Origin of the sequence: Porcincola sp. LCP21S3_C12 (genome assembly GCF_052118625.1) — a bacterium.
Lineage (GTDB): Bacteria > Bacillota > Clostridia > Lachnospirales > Lachnospiraceae > Porcincola.
In genome coordinates, this window is record NZ_JBQKGW010000013.1 from 66111 (window position 1) to 86807 (window position 20697).

Consider the following 20697-nt stretch of genomic DNA (forward strand, 5'->3'; position numbering starts at 1 on the left):
TTGCAGGTGGACATATGAAGGAAATCAAGCGCGACATCTATCTGAACAGGCTGATCAGACGCCGTGAAAACGGGCTTATCAAAGTGATTACCGGAATCCGGAGAAGCGGTAAATCTTATCTTCTGGATCCGATCTTTCGAAATTACCTGTTGTCGGAGGGAATCCGGGAGGATCATATTATAAAGATCGAACTGGACAGAGAATCCATGCGCGGGTATTATCACGATCCTCAAGCATTTGATCAATATATTCGTTCCTTTGTCAAAGATGAACAGATGTACTACATCATTCTGGATGAAATACAGCTGGTTGATGATTTTGAATATATCTTAAACGGTTTGTTTTATGAAAAAAATCTTGACGTTTACGTAACAGGCAGCAATTCCAAGTTTTTGTCATCGGATATCATTACAGAGTTCCGCGGGAGGGGAGATCAGATCCGGGTGCAGCCGCTTGCTTTTTCCGAGTATCTCCCTGCATGTGGTATAGAAGACAAGTATGATGCATGGAATGAGTATATGACATATGGTGGGATGCCTTTTGTTGTATCTATACAGGAGGAACAAGACAAGGCGGCATATCTGAAGGATCTGTTTGAACAGGTATATTTCAGAGATATACTCGAGCGATACGATATAAGAAGAAAGGATATATTAGATTCCCTGGTAAATGTTCTTGCCGCTTCGGTCGGTTCCCTGACGAATCCGCAGAAAATATATGACACATTCAAAAGTAATGGAGAGAAAGAGCTCTCAATCAATACGATAAGCTCCTATCTTTCTTATTTGGAAGACGCATTTATTGTGAGCAGAGCGGAACGCTATGATATCAAAGGACGGAAATATATCAGCACCCCTCAGAAGTATTACTTCACGGATCTGGGGTTGAGAAATGCCAGACTGAATTTCAGGCAGCAGGAAGAAATCCATTTGATGGAAAACGCACTGTATAATGAACTGTTGTTCCGCGGATACCATGTCGATGTGGGAGTTGTCGAAATTCGAGAACAAGGCAGGCGAAAAAACACGGAAGTGGACTTCGTATGCAATGAAGACAGTAATCGGTATTATATACAGTCTGCGCTTCGCCTTGATACGCAGGAGAAGACGCTGCAGGAGAGCAAATCCTTGAATCACATTGGGGATAATTTCAAAAAAATCATTGTGGTAAAGGATCATATCAAACCATGGCGGACAGAAGATGGGATATTGGTAATCGGCGCTATGGATTTTATGCTTGATCCGGAAAGCCTCATGCATTGATAAAAAGAATGTTATTCCGGCGAAAAACAGATGTCAGGAATTCTGACACGAAAGTATTCGGCATTTCCTACGATGATGCTCTTGCGCTCCTCAAGAAGTACAACGAGGATCCGTTCCACATCACCCACGGCGAGACCGTCTCAAAGCTGATGCGGTACTATGCGAAGAAGTATGATCCGCAGAATGAGGAATTCTGGGTAATCTGCGGGCTGCTCCACGATCTTGACTGGGAAAAGTAGAACGACATGATGATCCATACGGTCAAGGCGGCAGACCTGCTGAAGGAAGCCGGCGTGAACATGCAGGTGACGCATGTCATCCAGACGCACAATGAGCATGTCCCGGGACTTCCGAAGCCGGAAGTGAAGATGGAGAAAGTGCTTTTCGCTGTTGATGAGCTCTCAGGTCTTCTTGGCGCGATTGCCCTCATGTATCCGTCTCATTCCGCACAGGACCTGAACCTCAAGTCCGTGAAGAAGAAATTCAAGGACAAGCATTTCGCTGCCGGCTGCGACCGTGACAATATCACCCGCGGCGCCGAGATGAACGGGCTTTCTCTGGACGACCTGTTCAATTCGATGATCGAGGCATACAAGGCGACGAACGACTGATCTGGCACACTGACGAAATGACAGTCCGGATGCTTTGCTGTACAAACGCAGAATAACACTCCGTAATCAACGTAAGCTCTGCATCTTGACTCTTTGCAGATTTTTGCAGTCCATAGAGGCACTCCTTTTTCAGAATCAATCTGGGAAGGGGGGTGCCTCTTTTGTTTTAGCGCATCGATGAAAAGGAAAAGTATCAATATGTTGCATCGCGGGCCCTGATGTAACTGCAGGGGGCAGAGACCGTGTACAGTATTTTGCATCGAGATTGCGGACCGGGCAGGCAGAGACTAACGAAATCGAGTACTGCTATACTTTGAAGCAGGTTTCTTGTGTGGACATTTTCAACCGGACAAGCCTGTCTGGTTGGTGATATACGGCTTTTCTCACTTTAGGTCGTGCTTTTCAGCTATTGCCTATCTTACATATGTCCGTGAAAGGAGGATTATTACTACCTTAGGCCGATTGCGTCTCAAGTGCGTAATTTTATATTGAATCACGCGGCTCAACAGGCTATACTTGAATTACTATCTTAAGACGATTACGGCCTAAGCGCGTAATTTCAGGAGGTGCCGATGATACAACGTGATCTTTATCTTCACCAACTTGTTTCTTATATGTGGGATGGCCAGATCAAAGTCATTACCGGGATCCGGCGGTGCGGAAAGTCCGTTCTTTTATTCGAACTGTTTCGTGACTATCTGCTGTCACAGGGGACGAGTTCCGAGAACATCATTAAAATCGAACTTGATAAACGCAAAGATGTAAAATACCGCAACCCGATTGCTCTCAGCAGTATGATCGAGGCAAAGATACAAAACAGCGCACAACAGTACTATCTTTTTATCGATGAAATTCAACTGTCTGTTTCCGTTCCCGATCCAGATCTGCCCGGCGAAAAGGTAACAATCTATGATATGCTGAATGAACTGCGAGGATACAAAAATCTTGATGTGTATGTCACAGGAAGCAATTCCAGGATGCTGTCAAGCGACATTGTTACAGAATTTCGCGGACGCTCTTCGCAGATCCATGTATATCCTTTTTCTTTCCGGGAGTTCTTTGCAGCTGTGGGCGGAGATAAAAGAGATGCATTTGACCGCTATATGCTTTACGGCGGGATGCCATATCTTCTGAATCTGAAGGAAGACCGACAGCAAAAAGACTATCTGACACAGCTTTTCAATGAGGTATATATCAAGGATATCGTTGAGCGTGAGGAAATTGAACGTCCTGATGTGCTTTCAGACATTCTGGACTTTCTTGCATCATCTGTCAGTTCACTGACAAATCCTACCAATATTGCGAACACACTGAACAGTACAAGAAAAGCGAATATCAGCCCTAAAACTGTTTCAAGTTATTTGGAATACCTGAAGAATGCTTTTCTGATTAGCGAAGCAAAACGCTGGGATATCAAGGGAAAACGATATTTTCAGTATCCAAACAAATATTATTACACGGATATCGGACTCCGTAATGCGCGTGTCAATTTCCGGCAATTTGATCCTGGACATATCATGGAAAACATCCTGTACAATGAACTGATTATACGGGGATATTCCGTTGACGTTGGAGTCGTCCTGGATAGGCGAAAAAATCAGAAGGTGCAAAAAGAAATTGATTTTGTTGTCAACCAGGGAGACAAAAAGGTATATATCCAATCCGCCTACGAAATGTCTCACGTAGAAAAAACAGCAAGCGAATTGGACTCTCTGCGACTGACGAATGATTTCTTTGATAAAATCATCATGCGTCGAGATATTCCGGCATCCTTTACGGATGAAAACGGCATTCGTCATATTAATGTACTGGATTTCCTGCTTGGCCAAGAAACGATCTTCTGATTCGTAAGACAGTCGATGCATGTAAGTTGACTGATGGAGCAGACAAAAAACATGAGGAAATATGATTACAGAAAAGAATATTTTTAAAAGAACGTATGCATTTCCAGCGGATGGAGAAGGGAATTACTGTGGAATTCCGACGCATTATTCATCGGAGCTTTTGAGATAGAACAGAAAATGAATCGCCTTGCCTGCCTCATGAAGGATAAGTGGGGTTACACAAAACTTGTCCCGCTGAACACAAAAAGAGTTCTGAACAGCAGCAAGGTCAGTGACCATCACGCCATCCTCCCGACGGAGAATGTCTATGACGCTGTTTTCGGTGATCTTCCCGAAGGGGAACAGAAGATTCTTTCCCTTCTTGCGGCAAGACTTCTTGCCGCACTCGGAAATCCCTGCCGGTTTACCGGGTACCATCTGGAACTTACAGCCGCCGGACAGATTTTCAAGGCGTCCGCAAAGAGGATCACCGATCCTGGTTGGAAGGAAATGGAGAGCTGGATTCTGGGAAAGAAAGAGTGGGGATCATGATTCGGCGCAGCACGGAAAGTATCGCTCCGGTGTGGGTAAGGACTTTGATCTCCTGATCGATATTAACCGGAAGATGCAGGAAGGAAAGTGCAGAGGATATGAGCGCTGGGCGAAGATCTTCAATGTAAAACAGATGTCTAAGGTCCTGCTCTATCTTCAGGAACATGACATCCGCGATTACGACGCTTTGCAGGAAATGACAAAGTCGAGTGCGGTGAAATCTCACGAGCTGTCAGATGCCATCAAGGAGAAGGAAGCAAGGCTTCAGGACATCGACCGCTTTCTGAAGATTGATGAAGAGCAGAGGAGACAGCAGGAGAAAACAAGATAAGGAAACACCGACGATCAACGGGCAGGTGGCAGTCATGAGGCTGCTGTCTGCCCTCTTTTTTGTTTGCCGCGAAATAAACGCCATAGAAAGTGCCAGACTTGTCTGGCGCGCAGCCTGTCCGCAGGACAGTTCTCGGGGGATTGGGGGATGCCCACCAACAAGCGGAGGCCTTTTTGTACAAAAGGACACTGCTTGCCAGTTAGCGAGGTGACCAATATTTTGAGCAAAAGAATACGGTAAATTGATTGATAATATTCTGTGACATGATTAGAATGTAACTATAATCTCAGCGTTTATGTCGAACATTTATAGAATCTACACGCTTAAAGGAATTTACTCTCACAAAAAGTTTTCTGTTAAGCAAATATCAGGGGAAAAATGAAATTATTTGATAATGTCACGAGCATCGTACGTGACGATATGGAAAAAACAATCAAGAAGAACAGCAAGGTCTCTATCGCTGCAGCCTGCTTTTCTATGTATGCTTACAATGAACTGAAAAAGCAGCTTGAAAGTGTTGATGAATTCCGCTTCATATTTACGTCGCCTACCTTTGTTACCGAGAAAGCAAAGAAACAAAAGCGGGAGTTTTATATTCCTCGTTTCAATAGGGAACAGAGTTTGTACGGCACAGAATTTGAAATTAAGCTCCGTAATGAGATGACGCAGAAGGCTATCGCAAAAGAATGCGCAGATTGGATCAGGAGAAAGGCTACCTTTAAATCCAATACCACCGGAGAAAACATGAGTGGATTCATGACCGTTGACGCAGGTGTGGAGAAAACGGCTTATATGCCATTGAACGGATTTACAACGGTGGATATTGGTTGTGATCGTGGCAATAACAGCTATAACATGGTCAACAGCTTGGATACACCATTTGCAATTCAGTATCTGCAACTCTTTGATACACTTTGGAATGATCGAGAAAAGCTGCAGGATGTCACTGATGTAGTCCTGGAAAACATTACGACAGCCTATAATGAGAATTCACCAGAGCTGATCTATTTCATTACTCTGTATAACGTCTTCAGTGAGTTCTTGGAAGATGTATCAGAAGATGTGCTGCCAAATGAGGCAACCGGTTTTAGAAACAGCAAAATCTGGAATAAGCTTTACGATTTCCAGAAAGATGCAGCACTTGCCATTATTAATAAGCTCGAGAAGTATAATGGCTGCATTCTTGCCGACAGTGTTGGTCTCGGCAAAACGTTCACAGCACTTGCTGTCATTAAGTATTACGAAAACAGAAACAAGTCTGTTCTTGTGCTTTGTCCGAAGAAGCTGGCTGAGAACTGGAACACCTACAAGGGCAACTATGTCAATAATCCAATTGCAGAGGATCGGCTGAATTACGATGTCTTATTTCATACTGATTTATCCCGCGACCACGGAAAATCCAATGGAATAGATCTCGATCGGCTCAACTGGGGAAATTATGACCTTGTTGTCATAGATGAATCACATAATTTCAGAAATGGTGGAGAACTTTCCGGTGAGGATCAGAAAGAGAACCGTTATCTAAAACTTCTGAATAAGGTCGTTCGCACTGGTGTAAAAACAAAAGTCCTGATGCTGTCGGCAACGCCAGTAAATAACCGGTTCAATGATCTGAAGAACCAGCTTGCTCTGGCATATGAAGGAACTCCGGAGCTTATGGATGAGAAGCTGAATACATCTAAGCCAATTGATGAAATTTTCCGTCAGGCTCAGACAGCATTTAATGCCTGGAGCAAGCTCCCATCTGAAGAAAGAACGACAGATAATTTACTACGTCGATTGGATTTCGATTTTTTTGAAGTGCTGGATTCTGTTACGATTGCGCGATCCAGAAAGCATATAGAGAAATATTACAATACTGAGAAAATTGGAAAGTTTCCGGAGCGTCGAAAACCAATTTCTCTTCGTCCCAGTCTTACGGATCTACCCAGTGCAATCAATTATAACGAGATATATGAACAGCTTTCGCAACTACAACTGGAAATCTATACACCTTCCGCTTATATCTTTCCAAGCCGGATGCAGAAATACATAGATCTGACACACCACAAGGGAAATAATCTGACACAGTCTGGTCGTGAGGAAGGTATTCGCAGACTCATGAGTGTGAATCTGCTGAAAAGGCTGGAAAGCTCCGTATCATCGTTTCGGCTAACGCTGGAGCGTATCCGAAGTCTAATCATGGAGACCATAAATGGCATCACCCAGTATGAAAAGTACGGTGAAGCCAACATCGACATGTACGAGGCAGATTCAAACGACTTCGATATGGAGGATCAGAACACCGATTATTTCTCTGTCGGCAAAAAGGTAAAGATCGACCTTGCCGATATGGATTACAAGAGCTGGAAGGAAGTCCTGCAGAAAGATGCCGACACGCTTGAACTCCTGATTCTGATGATAGCAGATATCACACCGGAGCACGACACGAAGCTGCAGGAGCTGTATAAGCTCATCTCCCAGAAGATCGAGAATCCAATCAATCCAGGGAACAAGAAGGTGTTGATCTTCACAGCCTTCTCTGATACAGCGGAGTATCTTTATGACAATGTCAGCAAATTTGTTATGGATAAATATGGCCTGAATACGGGCATGATCAGCGGCACAGTTGACGGCAGAACGACGTTGAAGAACTTTAAAGGTACATTCAACAACATCCTGACCTGTTTCTCTCCGGTTTCCAAAGACCGGGATGTGCTGATGCCGGGGAGCAAGAAGGATATCGACATCCTGATTGCGACCGACTGTATCTCCGAAGGACAGAACCTGCAGGACTGCGATTACTGCGTGAACTACGACATTCATTGGGACCCGGTGCGCATCATTCAGCGGTTCGGACGAATCGACCGTATCGGCAGCCACAACGCGCAAATTCAGCTTGTAAACTTCTGGCCGGATCTGACGCTTGATGAATACATTAATCTGAAAGCCCGCGTGGAAACGAGGATGAAGATTTCCGTTCTGACTTCCACCGGCGACGACAATCCGATCAGCCCGGAAGAGAAAGGCGACCTTGAATACCGCCGCGAACAGCTGAAGAAGCTGCAGACAGAGGTCGTTGACTTGGAGGATATGTCTGGCGGCATTTCCATTATGGATCTGGGACTTAACGAGTTCCGGCTTGATCTTTTGGAATACATCAAGACGCATCCGAATCTCGACCGCATGCCGTTCGGGATGTACTCTGTGGCAAAGAAAACGGACGACCTCCCGGAGGGTGTGCTGTTTGTATTGAAGAATCGCAATAATGGTGTGAACATTGACAGCCTGAACCGCATTCACCCGTTCTACATGGTCTATATCAGTCTGGAGGGTGAAATCGTCTGCGATTATCTGAATCCGAAGAAGCTGCTTGATGATATGAGGCTTCTTTGCCGTGGAAAAAGCGAACCGATTGCGGAGGTTTATACCCGTTTTAACAAAGAAACTGATGATGGCAGGAATATGAGTGAAATGTCCGCGCTACTGTCCGATGCCATCAATTCAATCATAGATACCAAGGAGGAAAGCGACATCGACAGCCTGTTTAAGAGCGGCGGCACGTCTGCGTTACTTTCGGAAGTAAAAGGCATCGACGACTTCGAGCTGGTGACCTTCCTCGTGGTAATGTAAAGGAGGATCCTATGCTGGGACTGCCAAAATCAACAGAATTCAATAAGCGAATCCCAAAACAGAAGTTTTACGATAACCTGACAGTCAGCCCCGCCCTGAAACGTAGCTTTGTCGATCAGATACGGATCATCTACTGGATGAACAAGATCGCACCATCAACCGTCAATCTAGCGGCAGGAAAAGCCGTAACAGAGATTGAGGTGTTCCTGATCCGCCTGAACCAGGACACGCTTGACGAGAATGTGCTGAAGCAGATCGACCGGGAGATACCGTATCATATCCTGTTTGTACTGGAGTATGACGGAAAATATAAAGCAGTGATTGGATACAAGGAGGCCTCGGGTAGCGGTAAAGCTGCATTCAAAGTCGACCGATACTATCAAACAGCCTGGATGAATGAGGAAGAACTTCCAGTACATCTTGAAGGACTATCTATAGATGCTGTTTATGAGAATTTCGTCCGACAAGTGGCTGGAGACATGTTAATGCCTGGTGAGCCGCAGGAATCGTTGAAAAAATCTGTTGAACGAAATGACTGCATGGAAGATTTGAAGAAACAGATTGACAAGCTACAGGCAAAGATCCGCAAAGAAAAACAGCTGAACCGGCAGATGGAGATGAATACAGAACTGAAGAAATTAAGGAGAAAACTGGAGGACTTGTAATAGATGAGTGTGGATCAATATCAGAGAAGTGTAAATTCACTTGATAAGGATATTGCGGAGCTGGAGAAGAAAAAAGCATCTGCAGATAAAAAGGCTGCAGACGAAGAATCAAAGGCAAACGGGGTTAACTGGTCGAGAAATGCTTCGGAGTCAACTATAAAAAGCAAGATGCGCCAGATTGAATCACATAAGAAAGCGGCCGCAAAGGCTCGGGCAGACAGTGCCGAGCTACAGAAGAAAATTGCTGATAAGCGAAAGAAAAGAAATGACTCGTATATTCGCTTACAGAAGGAACAACAGATCGAACAGAAAAAGCAGGATAAAGTGGTAAAGAGCATGCGTCAAGCGTATGAAGACAGGATTGCGGAGCTCGAAAGAATAAGTAAACCGATTGTACAGCCTGCCAATTTCTATGATAGACAACCAGAGCCTGAGTATGATGTCTTCATATCACATGCGTGGGAGGATAAAGCCAATTTTGTAGACGAGCTTGCCACTGAGCTACGTAAAGCTGGTTTCAAGGTTTGGTACGACACGGATAGAATTAAGTGGGGTGACTCGATGCGACAGAAAATTGATGAAGGACTCAGCCACTCCAAGTTCGGCATCGTTGTTCTTTCACCGAATTATATCGCGCCGGGTAAATATTGGACAAAAGCGGAACTTGATGCCCTTTTTTCGTTGGAGAGCATAAATGGTAAGATGCTTCTTCCTATCTGGCACAATCTTACAAAGCAGGATGTTATGAATTTCAGCCCTATAATTGCCAATAGGAAAGCAATGACCACTGCGACTATGACTGCAAAGGACATCGCGGGGGAGCTAGCATTACTCAAGCAGGATGAGAACACGACGGAGGTACTTTAAATATGGATAAAATGAGAATGGAATCCGAGAACATACAACAGGACAACGTCAAGAAGGTTGAGGTACTCTTTCCCAACTGCGTAACAGAGACACGAGGAGAGGACGGGAAGCTACATAAAGCAGTTAATTTTGATCTACTTCGGCAGATGCTATCTGGTTCTATAACTGAGGGTGACGAGGCATATGAGTTTACATGGGTTGGAAAAAAAGCGTCTATTGTCGAAGCTAACAAACCAATTCGCAAGACTCTGCGTCCGTGTAAGGAAGAAAGCGTCCACTGGGACACCACAGAGAATCTTTATATTGAAGGGGATAATCTCGATGTCCTCAAGCTTTTACAGGAAAGCTATCTTGGCAAAGTTAAGATGATCTATATCGACCCGCCCTACAATACAGGTAATGACTTCATATATAATGATGATTTCAAAATGTCGGGTGAAGAATATGCGGATGAAATTGGTACGATAAATAAAGATGGGAATCGTTTATTTAAGAATACAGACTCGAACGGCCGTTTTCATTCGGATTGGTGTTCGATGATTTACTCACGACTGTTAGTGGCTCGGAATTTCCTTACATCCGATGGCGTTATCTTTATTTCAATCGATGAGAATGAAAGCGGAACACTCAAATTAATATGTGATGAAGTATTTGGAGAGTCAAATTTTATCGCTCAGTTAGTATGGAGTGCCGGAAGAAAAAATGATTCAAAATACATATCTGTCTCGCATGAGTATATCTTTTGCTATTTTAAAGATGCTCAGTTCATAAAAGATCACAATATCGTTTGGCGCGAAAAAAAGGAAGGCCTAAATGACATATATACTGAATTTGATTCACTTAAAAAACTCTATGGCACAGATTACGCGAAAATTGAAAATGAATTAAGGAGTTGGTATAAAAACCTTCCGGATAGTTCACCAGCCAAAGAGCATGCACATTATAACAAAGTAGATGAAAAAGGAATTTATTTTTCAGCTGATATTTCATGGCCAGGTGGGGGCGGCCCCAAATATAACCTCTTACATCCAGTAACCGGTAAGCCGGTTAAAATTCCATCTCGGGGCTGGTTGACAAACGAAAAAACTATGCACGAGTGGATCGAAGAAGACAGAGTCGATTTCGGAAAAGACGAAACATATGTTCCGACGTTAAAGTCGTATTTGAAAGATAAAGAGTATGCGGTTCCTTATAGTGTTTTTTATAAAGATGGGCGTGCCTCGTCTAAACGTTTGGCAACACTAATGGGAGATAAAGTTTTCGAGAATCCAAAGGATGAAGAAATAATTCAAAGGTTAATTGAGATGTGTGGTACTGATGACGGAGATATTGTCATGGACTTCTTTTCAGGGTCCGCAACAACAGCGCATGCTGTATTTCTGGCAAATCTCCATCAAAATAAGAGACGCAAGTTTATTCTCGTACAATTACCGGAAACTATTGATCCATCGAAGTCGACCGCAGAGCGCAGTAAAAAGGTTGCAAAAAATGCAATAGCATTACTTGATAGCATAGATAAGCCTCATAATATTTGTGAGATTGGCAAGGAACGCATTCGCCGTGCTGCGAAGAAGCTCCACGAGGATAATCCCGACGCAACGTTTGACGACGGTTTTCGTGTCCTGAAGCTAGACGATACAAACATGAAAGATGTTTACTATGCAGCAGAAGACTATACTCAAGATCTGGTTTCTATGCTTGAGTCTAACGTGAAGCCTGATCGAACTGATCTTGATCTTTTATTTGGATGCCTGCTTGATTGGGGACTTCCGTTGTCGCTTCCATATACTTCGGAAACAATTGACGGCTGCATGGTGCATACCTATAACGACGGGGATCTGATTGCATGCTTTGACGAAAAGATTCCCGAATCGGTGGTGAAAGAAATTGCCAGGAGGAAGCCACTTCGTGCTGTGTTCCGTGACTCCAGTTTTTCCAGCAGTCCGGAGAAAATTAATGTTGGAGAAATTTTTAAACTGCTGGCGCCTGATACCAGAGTGAAAGTGATTTAAGGAGGAATTTGTCATGAAAGAAAGTGAGGATAAATTCTTCCGGGAAATATCGGATATTCTTGGACATGCGAGGGATCGGGCGGGTAAAGCGATCAATCTCGTCATGGTCTATTCTTATTTTGAGGTTGGAAAGCGAATTGCAGAAGAAGAACAGAATGGGGACGTTCGTGCTAAATATGGCATCCATTTAATACAAGATCTTTCTGACTATCTAACGCATCACGTTGGTAATGGTTTTTCTGTCACCAATTTAAAGCAAATGCGCCAATTTTACCTTACCTATGCGCAGGACCAGATTGGTCAGACACTGTCTGACCAATTCAAGGATCTCCCTGCAGTGAGTACAGGACGGAAGTTTGTACTTAGCTGGTCGCATTATCTGAAGCTGATGAGAATTGACGATGTGAATGAACGTCACTTCTATGAAATTGAGGCTGCTAAAAACAACTGGAGCTTGCGCGAGCTGAACCGGCAGTACGACAGTGGCTTGTATGAGAGACTAGCGCTAAGCACAGACATAGAAGGAATGCGCAAACTGGCAGAAAAAGGTCAGATAATCGAAAGATCGTCGGATGCAGTTAAGGATCCATATGTGCTTGAATTTTTAGGGATGGAAGAAAAGGCGTCCTATTCTGAAAGTGATCTGGAATCGCATTTAATTGATAATCTGCAGAAATTTCTACTTGAACTCGGTGCTGGTTATACGTTTGTTGCACGCCAGAAGCGGTTCACATTTCATGAAGACCATTTCCGAGTAGATCTGGTTTTTTACAATCGCTTGATGCAATGCTTTGTGCTTTTTGATCTTAAGATTGGGAAACTGAAACATCAGGATCTTGGTCAGATGCAAATGTATGTAAACTATTATGACCGCTATGAAAAGCAAGATTATGAAAATCCAACAATCGGGGTCTTACTCTGTCAGGACAAAGATGATGCGATGGTGGATCTAACGTTGCCGGAAGATTCCAACATTTATGCATCAAAATATCAGCTCTATCTTCCCGATAAGGAACAACTAAAGAAAAAGCTGCAGCAATGGACAAAAGAACTGGAGGGAGGCGAAAACGAATGAAACTGCAATTTAAGCATCAGAAATTTCAGGCTGATGCCGCAAAAGCCGTCGTAGACGTCTTCGCTGGTCAGCCTTACCTGACACCAACCTATATGATAGATCGAGGTGTTGCGAGAGATCGTTATGGAATGTCAGGCTATACAACAGAGTTCGGAAATGAAGAAGACTTTACAGGATGGTCAAATGCTAGAATTGTTCCAGAGCTCTCTGAAAAACAGATTCTTGAACATATTCAGAAGATTCAGCGAAATAATCAGATTGAGCCGTCAAAGAGTCTTGAGGGAAAGTATAACCTAACGGTAGAAATGGAGACCGGAGTCGGAAAAACCTACACTTATATCAAGACGATGTATGAGCTAAATAAAGCATACGGATGGACAAAGTATATTGTGGTTGTGCCAAGTATTGCGATCCGCGAGGGCGTTTATAAATCATTTCAGGTGACACAGGATCATTTTGCGGAAGAATATGGAAAGAAGATTCGATTTTTTATTTACAATTCTGCACAGCTAACAGAGATTGATCGCTTTGCATCAGACAGTTCTATTAATGTGATGATCATCAATGTGCAAGCATTTAACAAATCTGTTGATGCAAATGAGAAGCTGGAGAGCGGCAAGAGAGCTGATAAGAATGCAGCTGTTATATTTAGAAAACTGGATAGTTTTCGCTCTCGCCGACCTATTGACATTCTGGCAAAGACAAATCCAATAGTGATTATTGATGAACCGCAATCTGTTGAGGGACCTGCTTCTAAACGAAACCTGAAGTTGTTTAATCCTCTATTGACATTGCGTTATTCTGCTACGCCTAAAGAAATGTATAACCTAATCTATCGCCTTGATGCGATGGATGCCTATAACAAGAAACTTGTCAAAAAGATTTCGGTTAAGGGTATTACAGAAAGCGGAACAACCGCAACTACGAGCTTTGTATATCTGGAAGGTCTGAATCTTTCAAAGTCCGCGCCTACGGCAACAATCCAATTTGACTGCATGGGAAAAACTGGAATCCGTCCAGTCAGCCGTACCGTAACAGAAGGCTACAATCTTTTTGATAATTCTGGAGAACTGCCGGAGTATCGTGAAGGATATGTGGTAGTGCACATTGATGGGCGCGATGATTCTGTTGAATTCAAGAATGGAATCAAGCTGTTTGCAGGTGATGTGATCGGTAAAGTGGATGAAAATCAGCTACGCCGGATTCAGATACGGGAAACTATTCTTTCTCATATTCAAAAGGAACGCGAGCTGTTCGATAAGGGCATTAAGGTATTGTCTTTGTTCTTTATTGATGAGGTGGATCATTACCGAATTTATGACAAAAATGGTCAGCCGCAGAATGGCATCTTTGCTGAAATGTTCGAACAGGAATACAAGGATGTCGTAAGACATCTGCAACGTGAGATCGGTGATGAAGAGTATATGCGGTATCTGGAAGCTATTCCAGTAGAGAAAACACATGCCGGATACTTTTCTATCGACAAGAAAGGCCATATGATCGACAGCAAGGTCGGCAGGAAGGAAACAACCTCTGATGATATCGATGCATACGATCTGATTATGAAGAACAAGGAGCTTCTTTTGGATCAGGATCCCAAGCGGTCTCCAGTGCGATTCATATTCTCACATTCTGCACTGCGAGAAGGATGGGATAATCCGAACGTTTTCCAGATTTGCACATTGAAGTCCTCTTCAAGTGAGATTAGAAAACGTCAGGAAGTTGGACGTGGTATGCGTCTGTGTGTCAATCAGGACGGAGAACGCCAGGATGCAGCCGTGCTTGGGAATGATGTGCAAAATATCAATGTGCTGACCATTATTGCAAGTGAAAGCTATGAAAGTTTTGCCAAAAGACTGCAATCAGAGATTGCAGAAGACATCGCGGATCGGCCTCGCGCTGTCACTATGGAGCTATTCCTGAACAAAGTGATTACAGATGCGCGTGGCAACGAGATGGTTATCGACCAAGATACAGCTTCAGCGATCATGTATGACATGACAGTTAACAGATATGTAGACCGCAAAGGCTGCCTGACAGATAAATACTATGAAGACAAAGCTAACGGTGGGCTGAAAATAACAGAGGAAGTCAAAGGATGTGAAGAATCTGTCATTCAGATCATTGATTCGATTTATGATCCGAAGGCAATGGCACCGGAGAACGCCCGAAGCAATAATGTGGAGCTTCATGTAGATGAGGAGAAGTTGAACAGCAAGGAGTTCAAAGCCCTCTGGTCCCGAATTAATTCAAAATCTGTCTATGTAGTGGATTTTGATACGGATGAACTGGTTCGCAAGTCAATTGCTTCTCTTGATTCTAAACTTCATGTAGCAAAGATTTATTTTAAAGTTGAGTCTGGATCAATGGGTGAAATTAAGTCCAGGGAGCAGTTACAGTCCGGACAGGCATTTGTAAAAGAAGAAACAGCTACCTTTAATGCCAAACACGCCATTGTAGCCAGTAAAAATGTTACTTACGATCTTGTTGGTAGAATTGTGGATTCCACAGGCTTGACACGAAAGGCTGTCATCCAAATTTTGACTGGCATTCATAAACCTACATTTGATCAGTTCAAGTATAATCCGGAGGAATTTATTCTGAAGGCATCACAACTGATCAATGACGAGAAAGCAACGGCAATCATTGAACACATCACTTACAATGTGATGGATGATCATTACGGAACGGATGTTTTCACAGAGCCGACGATTAAAGGAAAGCTCGGTACAAATGCCATGAAAGCTAAGAAACATCTGTATGATCATATTGTTTATGATTCTACAAATGAGCGTGATTTCGCAACAGAATTGGATGCCAGCAAAGATGTTGCGGTGTACGTAAAACTTCCGGACGGATTTTATATTTCCACTCCGGTTGGTCATTATAATCCAGACTGGGCCATTGCATTCTATGAAGGCTCGGTCAAGCATATATACTTCGTCGCCGAGACGAAGGGATCCATGTCGTCTATGCAACTCCGGTTGATAGAGGAATCGAAGATCCACTGTGCAAGAGAACACTTTAAGGCTATCTCAAGTGACAAAGTTGTCTACGATGTAGTTGACAGCTATAAGTCTCTAATGGAGAAGGTTATGAAGTGAGATAAAGGATACGTTCAACCTGTCGGATTTCCCGACAGGTTGAAAAGCAAAAGTGAGATTATGGAATTCACCATGGAACTTGATCAGGAGTCAACCGTTCGGAAATTCCGAACAGTTCAAAATGAGGGCGACAGAACCGTCTCTCGGGAAATGACTTTATTATAACCTGAACATGATCATCTCTCGGATACAGGGTTAAATCACGATATGCTACAAGTGTAGATGATGACCTGAAGAGCAGTGAATCTATTGCTTTTCAAGCCTCCGTTTCATGATGGCTCAGGTAACACATGAAGGAGTGCACCATGGAATATGGTACAAAAATCCGGCTTTTATACTTATATCAATATCTTCTGGAGCATACGGATCCGGATCATCCGCAGTCTACGGCCGAGCTAACAAAGATGCTCAAGGATGATTATGATCTGAAGGTTTCCCGGAATACGATCAGCAATGATCTGGCGATCCTCCGGGAATCGGATCTGCATATTGAGTATATTGAGTCGACGCAAAATAAATACTTTTACAACGGCCGGCCATTTGAAGTGAGTGAGTTGAAGATCCTGATTGATGCACTCTCTTCTGCCCGGTTCATAACACCGAATATTTCCAGCAATCTGATTGCGAAGCTGCTTACGCTGACGACTGAAGAAAATGCACAGCGGCTCCGGCGGCATATTTCCGTCACGGACCGCTACAAGAGCAGCAATCATTCCGGCTACTACAGCGTCGACGTGATTAACAATGCCGTCGATCTGCATCGCAAGATCCGGTTTTATTACACGGATTTTGATGTGAATAAGAAGCGCTATGTTACGAATAACGGAAAGCCATACACCATCAGTCCCTATGAGCTGACTTGGGATGGCGATTACTACTATGTCCGCGGATTCTGCGATGAGAGGCAGGCAATGCGGACGTTTCGGCTGGATCGGATCAAGGGGCAGCCGACGATTTTGCATGAAATTGCCGTGACACCGCCGGACAACTACAATCCGGAGGAATACCATAAGGCTGTTTTTCGTATGTATGATACAGACGAGCCGAAGGAAGTCACCCTCTTCTGTCATGTCTCCGCCATGAAGTATCTGATTGACAATTTCGGACAGCGTTTCTGGTCCGAACCTGTAGATGAAGAGCATTTCCGGGCAAAAGTCCGCGTTTGCACAAGTACGACCTTCTATCGCTGGGTCTTCGGATTTACTGGGAGCATATGGATTGAGGGACCGGAAGAAACTGTTGGGGAGTATCGAGAGCGAATCAGGTTTGCAGCGAAAGAAAATGGGGCCATATAGATCCATTCGATTAGTTTTTTGGGATATCAGATTCAAATTCCAAGGTGCTAGATCTGCAAGCTGACCGTCGCCCCAGTTCCCGTCCAGCCGTTTGTGGATCTGTACAAGGCCGATGAAAATATAACCATTTGGAACAACCTCTACTATGAGAATGTCGGAATTGAACATGAATATCAATACTGCCAGTGCCTGCATCTGCAATGTGCAGCGGACAATATGCTGATCATTGGCGGGAATCTGGTTGTTGAAATCTCGAGATCACCGAGACTTGATATTGATTTGTAAAGACCCTTGGCTGCAATTTTGCGGAATGTGAGGCAGATAAGATGAAATACGGAATGAGGAAACCAAGTCTAAAGAAATCATTCAGCGCCAGGACGAAGGGAAGAGCAACCCGCGCCGTGAAAAAGGCGCTGATCCCGGGCTATGGCAAGAAGGGAATGGGAATTCTTCATCCGAAAAAGGCAATCTATAACAAAGTCTATCGAAAGACCACATTTGGTCTGGGCGATCTGTTTAAGCTTTTTAAGTGATTGCAATGCGATTGGAAAGCCATTGACAACATAAAACTATGAGTTCAACAACAAATCTGATTGACGAATATATCAACAACCAGGATCCGGCGCGTAGGAGCAATTTGTATGCTGTCCGGGACACGATCAGGGAGCAGCTGCCATTTGCGGAAGAGAAAATCTCCTGGTCAATGCCGACGTGGTGGAAAGGACGCAACATTATCCACTTTGCGGCGGCAAAGAGACATATTGGGATCTATCCGGGACCTGAGGCGGTGGAACATTTCGCCGGAAAACTCATGAAACGCGGTTTAAAATTCAGCAAGGGAGCCATTCAGATTCCTTATGGCGATAACCTTCCGCTTGATCTGATTGCGGACATTTCCCGCTGGTGTGGGGAACGCAATTCTGAAGGGGGCGTGCTAAAAACGCTGCAGAAGATGTGATGATCCGATCCTAGCGTGATAGCCTGGTTTTGAAGGAGGCGGTTGAATGAAGGCTTCGATCAGCGAAGTAAAAGGGAAAATTGCCTCTTATATTCACAGCACATTCCTTGACCGAGAGTACGTCAATGAGCAGGATCTCCCGGTGGTCAGAGCTCTTCTGCAGCCGTATTCCAACGTCAGGGTAAGTATTGAGAAGACCCGGCACGATGACGGATATCTTGACTGTGTGATCAGCGTAGATGCTTTCCTGGGCGGCGGAACGCTCCGGTATGAGATCCGCTCAAACGGGAAAAAGAAAAAATATTATGATCCGCTGGCGTGGATTGATGAGATAGAGAAGTGGGACGCACTGTTCTTTTAAACGGAATCGTGCAGACACGCTTCTGTCATTGACAATTACGACGATCATCCGGAGACCCGGAAGGGCTGGAGTGTTGAAGTTGAGCACATCTGACCAGTAGAGTGAGACCAATCATCAAATCGGAGAGCGTTGCGTATCAATCCCGGATTTTCTAGCCTGTTCTTCCTGATCCTTCCGGTCAATACGATAGATCCGGCTTCCTTTCTTGAAGAGGCTGCCGGTCTGATGGAAGTGAAAGGGCACACCGTATTCGTCACACTGCATTCTGGTGATGATGATCCAGCCATAGTCACAGAGTCTGGCTTCCTCCCCAGATTCTCCGCCGCAGGAGACACATTCGATCTGATCGTGGTACTGTGCCAGATACTTTTCAATATGGATTTCCTCAAGCATCGGTTCATGAATGATTTCCTTGTGGCGGATCGGAAGATTCAGAAAGACGGGGAGACGCCGGTCCGTCTGGTACTGGTTCTCACAGGTGCAGCAGATGTGGACGTTCTCATATCCGTTGCCCCAGTCTGCGGGAAGTCCTTCGTAGAACCGCTCCGGGCGTTTGGTGATGAAATAGAACGAGAGGTCAGAACGCTTCCGCATCATCTGCCAGGCTTCGGGTCGCCATGCATCGGCGTCCGGATGAAAGAAGTCCGAGGTGAAGCAGGTCATGACCGTGCCGTCTTCCGGCTTCAGCTTATAGTTCCCATGACGGTCTTTTTTGACCGGGAGGTTGAAAGAGGCGGTTTTCTTTACGATGGAGGCGTCCTTGCCGAACTCGGCATCACGCCGGTAAACATAGCAGTTTCGGCAACCGGGACTGCATTTGGTGCAGCCGTGCCATGGATTCCAGAGCGGCATGAGTGCCTCCTTTCTCTGTTCAGATCCCATCTTTTGGCGGGAACAGTTCTTCTACGGCCCGGTGATAGTATTCGGAGAGCCGGATCGCCACATAGACATTCGGGCACTGCGTCCCGTTTTCATATCGATAGAGCGTTTTCGGATCCACTTTGAGGTCATCGGCGGCTTTGCTCCGGGAAAGCCCGGCGGACTTCCTGGCCTCCAGCAGGTTGTTTGGCCTTTCTTCCAAGCTGCATCACCTCCCCATAAGATTCTGACTGACCTACCACGATCCTTACCGGGTGGCTCTGCAAACTTTTCCGAAGATGCGGAAGTCATCACGGTCGAGATGCACCGGGATTGGTGCGTATTTCTGATTCAGGGAAATGAGAAACGTTCCGTCGCTGTCATTTTTCAGCTTCTTGATATACGCGTTGTCATTCAACGAGAAGATCCCGATTTCCCCGTCATCCAGTGTTTCTTGCTGGTGCACATAAACCATATCGTGATCATGAAATGCCGGCTCCATACTGTCTCCGCTGATGGTAACGGCGAAATTCGCACCCTTTGCGTCCCTGGCGGGCACTTCTATGGTCGTGTAATAATCGGAATCGAGAAAATCACCATGTCCGGCGGATACTCTTGCATCGTAGAGCCGGATCCGGGCCATGGCAGGCTCGTCCGCCGGAACTGCCGGATATGGGATCACGTTCGTTTCCTTGACGTAGCTGACCGGATGAATCAAAAGATCAATGTAGGAGAGCGCTTTCTGCTTTCCTTCATCATTCAGCAAGGCCAGCGGATCCTTCGGGTTGCTTCCGAAATATTCCTCCAGACAGTCCGGGATCTCCAGAATCCGGCAGATGTGCAGGAAAATCCGCGCGGAGACCTCATTTCTCCCGGTCTCCCAGGCGGAAACGCTCTTCTGGCTGACCTCAATACCTTCTTCAAGAAGCTTCTCCGCAAGTTCAGTCTGGGATATGTGTGCCTTCTTCCGGTAAGCTGTGATGATTGCACCGATATTTTCCATAGAACACCTCTTTCTGACATTTCTGATTTCGTTCCACAGCGGATATCCCATCGCGCGCAGGTCTTATCCTCTCCCCTACAGAATAGCACCCTGTACGGCAAAGTCAAGAGAAATACCACTATTAAAAGTAAATATTGGCTAAAGCGTCCATTTTAAACTACGAATAATAGCGTTATACTGGCCATACAGAGAGAAACGCTGAGTTGTAATCCGAGACGCCAGTTTGTAAGGCGAGATGCTTGTTTGTAAATTGAAAACTGCATATTTGTAAACGAAACGCCAGTTTTGTACACCAGATGCCAGATTTG

19 protein-coding genes are annotated in these 20697 nt (G+C 44.7%); 16 read left to right on the forward strand and 3 right to left on the reverse strand.

Annotated features, from left to right (window positions below):
* Positions 1–14: 14 nt before the first annotated feature.
* The 16 genes from ACTQ1N_RS08385 (at position 15) to ACTQ1N_RS08460 (ending at position 18528) form a co-directional block, all read left to right on the forward strand.
* On the forward strand, positions 15–1262 hold the full coding sequence (locus ACTQ1N_RS08385; RefSeq protein ID WP_441956315.1) for an ATP-binding protein: 1248 nt from the start codon (positions 15–17) through the stop codon (positions 1260–1262).
* Positions 1259–1501, forward strand: coding sequence for a hypothetical protein (locus ACTQ1N_RS08390; RefSeq protein WP_441956316.1), 243 nt, complete (start codon positions 1259–1261; stop codon positions 1499–1501). The genes ACTQ1N_RS08385 and ACTQ1N_RS08390 overlap by 4 nt, the downstream gene beginning before the upstream one ends.
* 6 nt (positions 1502–1507) lie before the next feature.
* Entirely contained in the window at positions 1508–1873 is a 366-nt protein-coding gene (locus tag ACTQ1N_RS08395) for a hypothetical protein (protein ID WP_441956317.1), read from the forward strand.
* A gap of 572 nt (positions 1874–2445) precedes the next feature.
* Positions 2446–3717 (forward strand): ATP-binding protein, encoded by a 1272-nt coding sequence (locus ACTQ1N_RS08400; RefSeq protein WP_441956318.1) that lies wholly within the window; start codon positions 2446–2448, stop codon positions 3715–3717.
* Between the two features lie 177 nt (positions 3718–3894).
* On the forward strand, positions 3895–4248 hold the full coding sequence (locus tag ACTQ1N_RS08405; protein ID WP_441956319.1) for a DNA topoisomerase: 354 nt from the start codon (positions 3895–3897) through the stop codon (positions 4246–4248).
* A gap of 31 nt (positions 4249–4279) precedes the next feature.
* Entirely contained in the window at positions 4280–4579 is a 300-nt protein-coding gene (locus ACTQ1N_RS08410) for a hypothetical protein (RefSeq protein ID WP_441956320.1), read from the forward strand.
* 378 nt (positions 4580–4957) lie between these two features.
* Positions 4958–8191 carry a helicase-related protein gene (locus ACTQ1N_RS08415; protein WP_441956321.1) on the forward strand — a complete coding sequence of 1078 codons (3234 nt, stop codon included), beginning with the start codon at positions 4958–4960 and terminating at the stop codon, positions 8189–8191.
* An 11-nt stretch (positions 8192–8202) separates the two neighbouring features.
* On the forward strand, positions 8203–8856 hold the full coding sequence (locus ACTQ1N_RS08420) for a DUF4391 domain-containing protein (protein WP_441956322.1): 654 nt from the start codon (positions 8203–8205) through the stop codon (positions 8854–8856).
* Positions 8857–8859: 3 nt separating this feature from the next.
* Complete coding sequence (locus ACTQ1N_RS08425) at positions 8860–9723, forward strand: toll/interleukin-1 receptor domain-containing protein (RefSeq protein ID WP_441956323.1); 864 nt, start codon at positions 8860–8862, stop codon at positions 9721–9723.
* A gap of 2 nt (positions 9724–9725) precedes the next feature.
* Positions 9726–11735 carry a site-specific DNA-methyltransferase gene (locus ACTQ1N_RS08430; RefSeq protein WP_441956324.1) on the forward strand — a complete coding sequence of 670 codons (2010 nt, stop codon included), beginning with the start codon at positions 9726–9728 and terminating at the stop codon, positions 11733–11735.
* Positions 11736–11748: 13 nt separating this feature from the next.
* Complete coding sequence (locus ACTQ1N_RS08435) at positions 11749–12810, forward strand: PDDEXK nuclease domain-containing protein (RefSeq protein ID WP_441956325.1); 1062 nt, start codon at positions 11749–11751, stop codon at positions 12808–12810.
* Positions 12807–15914: a type III restriction-modification system endonuclease gene (locus ACTQ1N_RS08440; RefSeq protein ID WP_441956326.1), complete on the forward strand. Its 3108-nt coding sequence runs from the start codon at positions 12807–12809 to the stop codon at positions 15912–15914. The genes ACTQ1N_RS08435 and ACTQ1N_RS08440 overlap by 4 nt, the downstream gene beginning before the upstream one ends.
* A gap of 305 nt (positions 15915–16219) precedes the next feature.
* Positions 16220–17209 carry a helix-turn-helix transcriptional regulator gene (locus ACTQ1N_RS08445; protein WP_441956327.1) on the forward strand — a complete coding sequence of 330 codons (990 nt, stop codon included), beginning with the start codon at positions 16220–16222 and terminating at the stop codon, positions 17207–17209.
* A gap of 326 nt (positions 17210–17535) precedes the next feature.
* The gene (locus ACTQ1N_RS08450; RefSeq protein WP_441956328.1) at positions 17536–17742 is read left to right on the forward strand and encodes a hypothetical protein; all 207 of its coding nucleotides are present in this window, start codon (positions 17536–17538) and stop codon (positions 17740–17742) included.
* A 38-nt stretch (positions 17743–17780) separates the two neighbouring features.
* Positions 17781–18167 carry an iron chaperone gene (locus tag ACTQ1N_RS08455; RefSeq protein WP_441956329.1) on the forward strand — a complete coding sequence of 129 codons (387 nt, stop codon included), beginning with the start codon at positions 17781–17783 and terminating at the stop codon, positions 18165–18167.
* Between the two features lie 46 nt (positions 18168–18213).
* Entirely contained in the window at positions 18214–18528 is a 315-nt protein-coding gene (locus ACTQ1N_RS08460) for a hypothetical protein (protein WP_441956330.1), read from the forward strand.
* Between the two features lie 114 nt (positions 18529–18642).
* Here the strand turns inward: ACTQ1N_RS08460 and ACTQ1N_RS08465 are convergent, their stop codons facing one another.
* The 3 genes from ACTQ1N_RS08465 to ACTQ1N_RS08475 are packed head-to-tail and all read right to left on the reverse strand — an operon-like array spanning position 18643 to position 20389.
* A complete protein-coding gene (locus ACTQ1N_RS08465) occupies positions 18643–19380 on the reverse strand; it encodes a DUF5131 family protein (protein WP_441956331.1) in 738 nt (245 codons plus the stop codon).
* Positions 19381–19399: 19 nt separating this feature from the next.
* Positions 19400–19609: a helix-turn-helix transcriptional regulator gene (locus tag ACTQ1N_RS08470; RefSeq protein WP_441956332.1), complete on the reverse strand. Its 210-nt coding sequence runs from the start codon at positions 19607–19609 to the stop codon at positions 19400–19402.
* Positions 19610–19654: 45 nt separating this feature from the next.
* The gene (locus ACTQ1N_RS08475; protein ID WP_441956333.1) at positions 19655–20389 is read right to left on the reverse strand and encodes a S24 family peptidase; all 735 of its coding nucleotides are present in this window, start codon (positions 20387–20389) and stop codon (positions 19655–19657) included.
* Between the last annotated feature and the right edge of the window lie 308 nt (positions 20390–20697).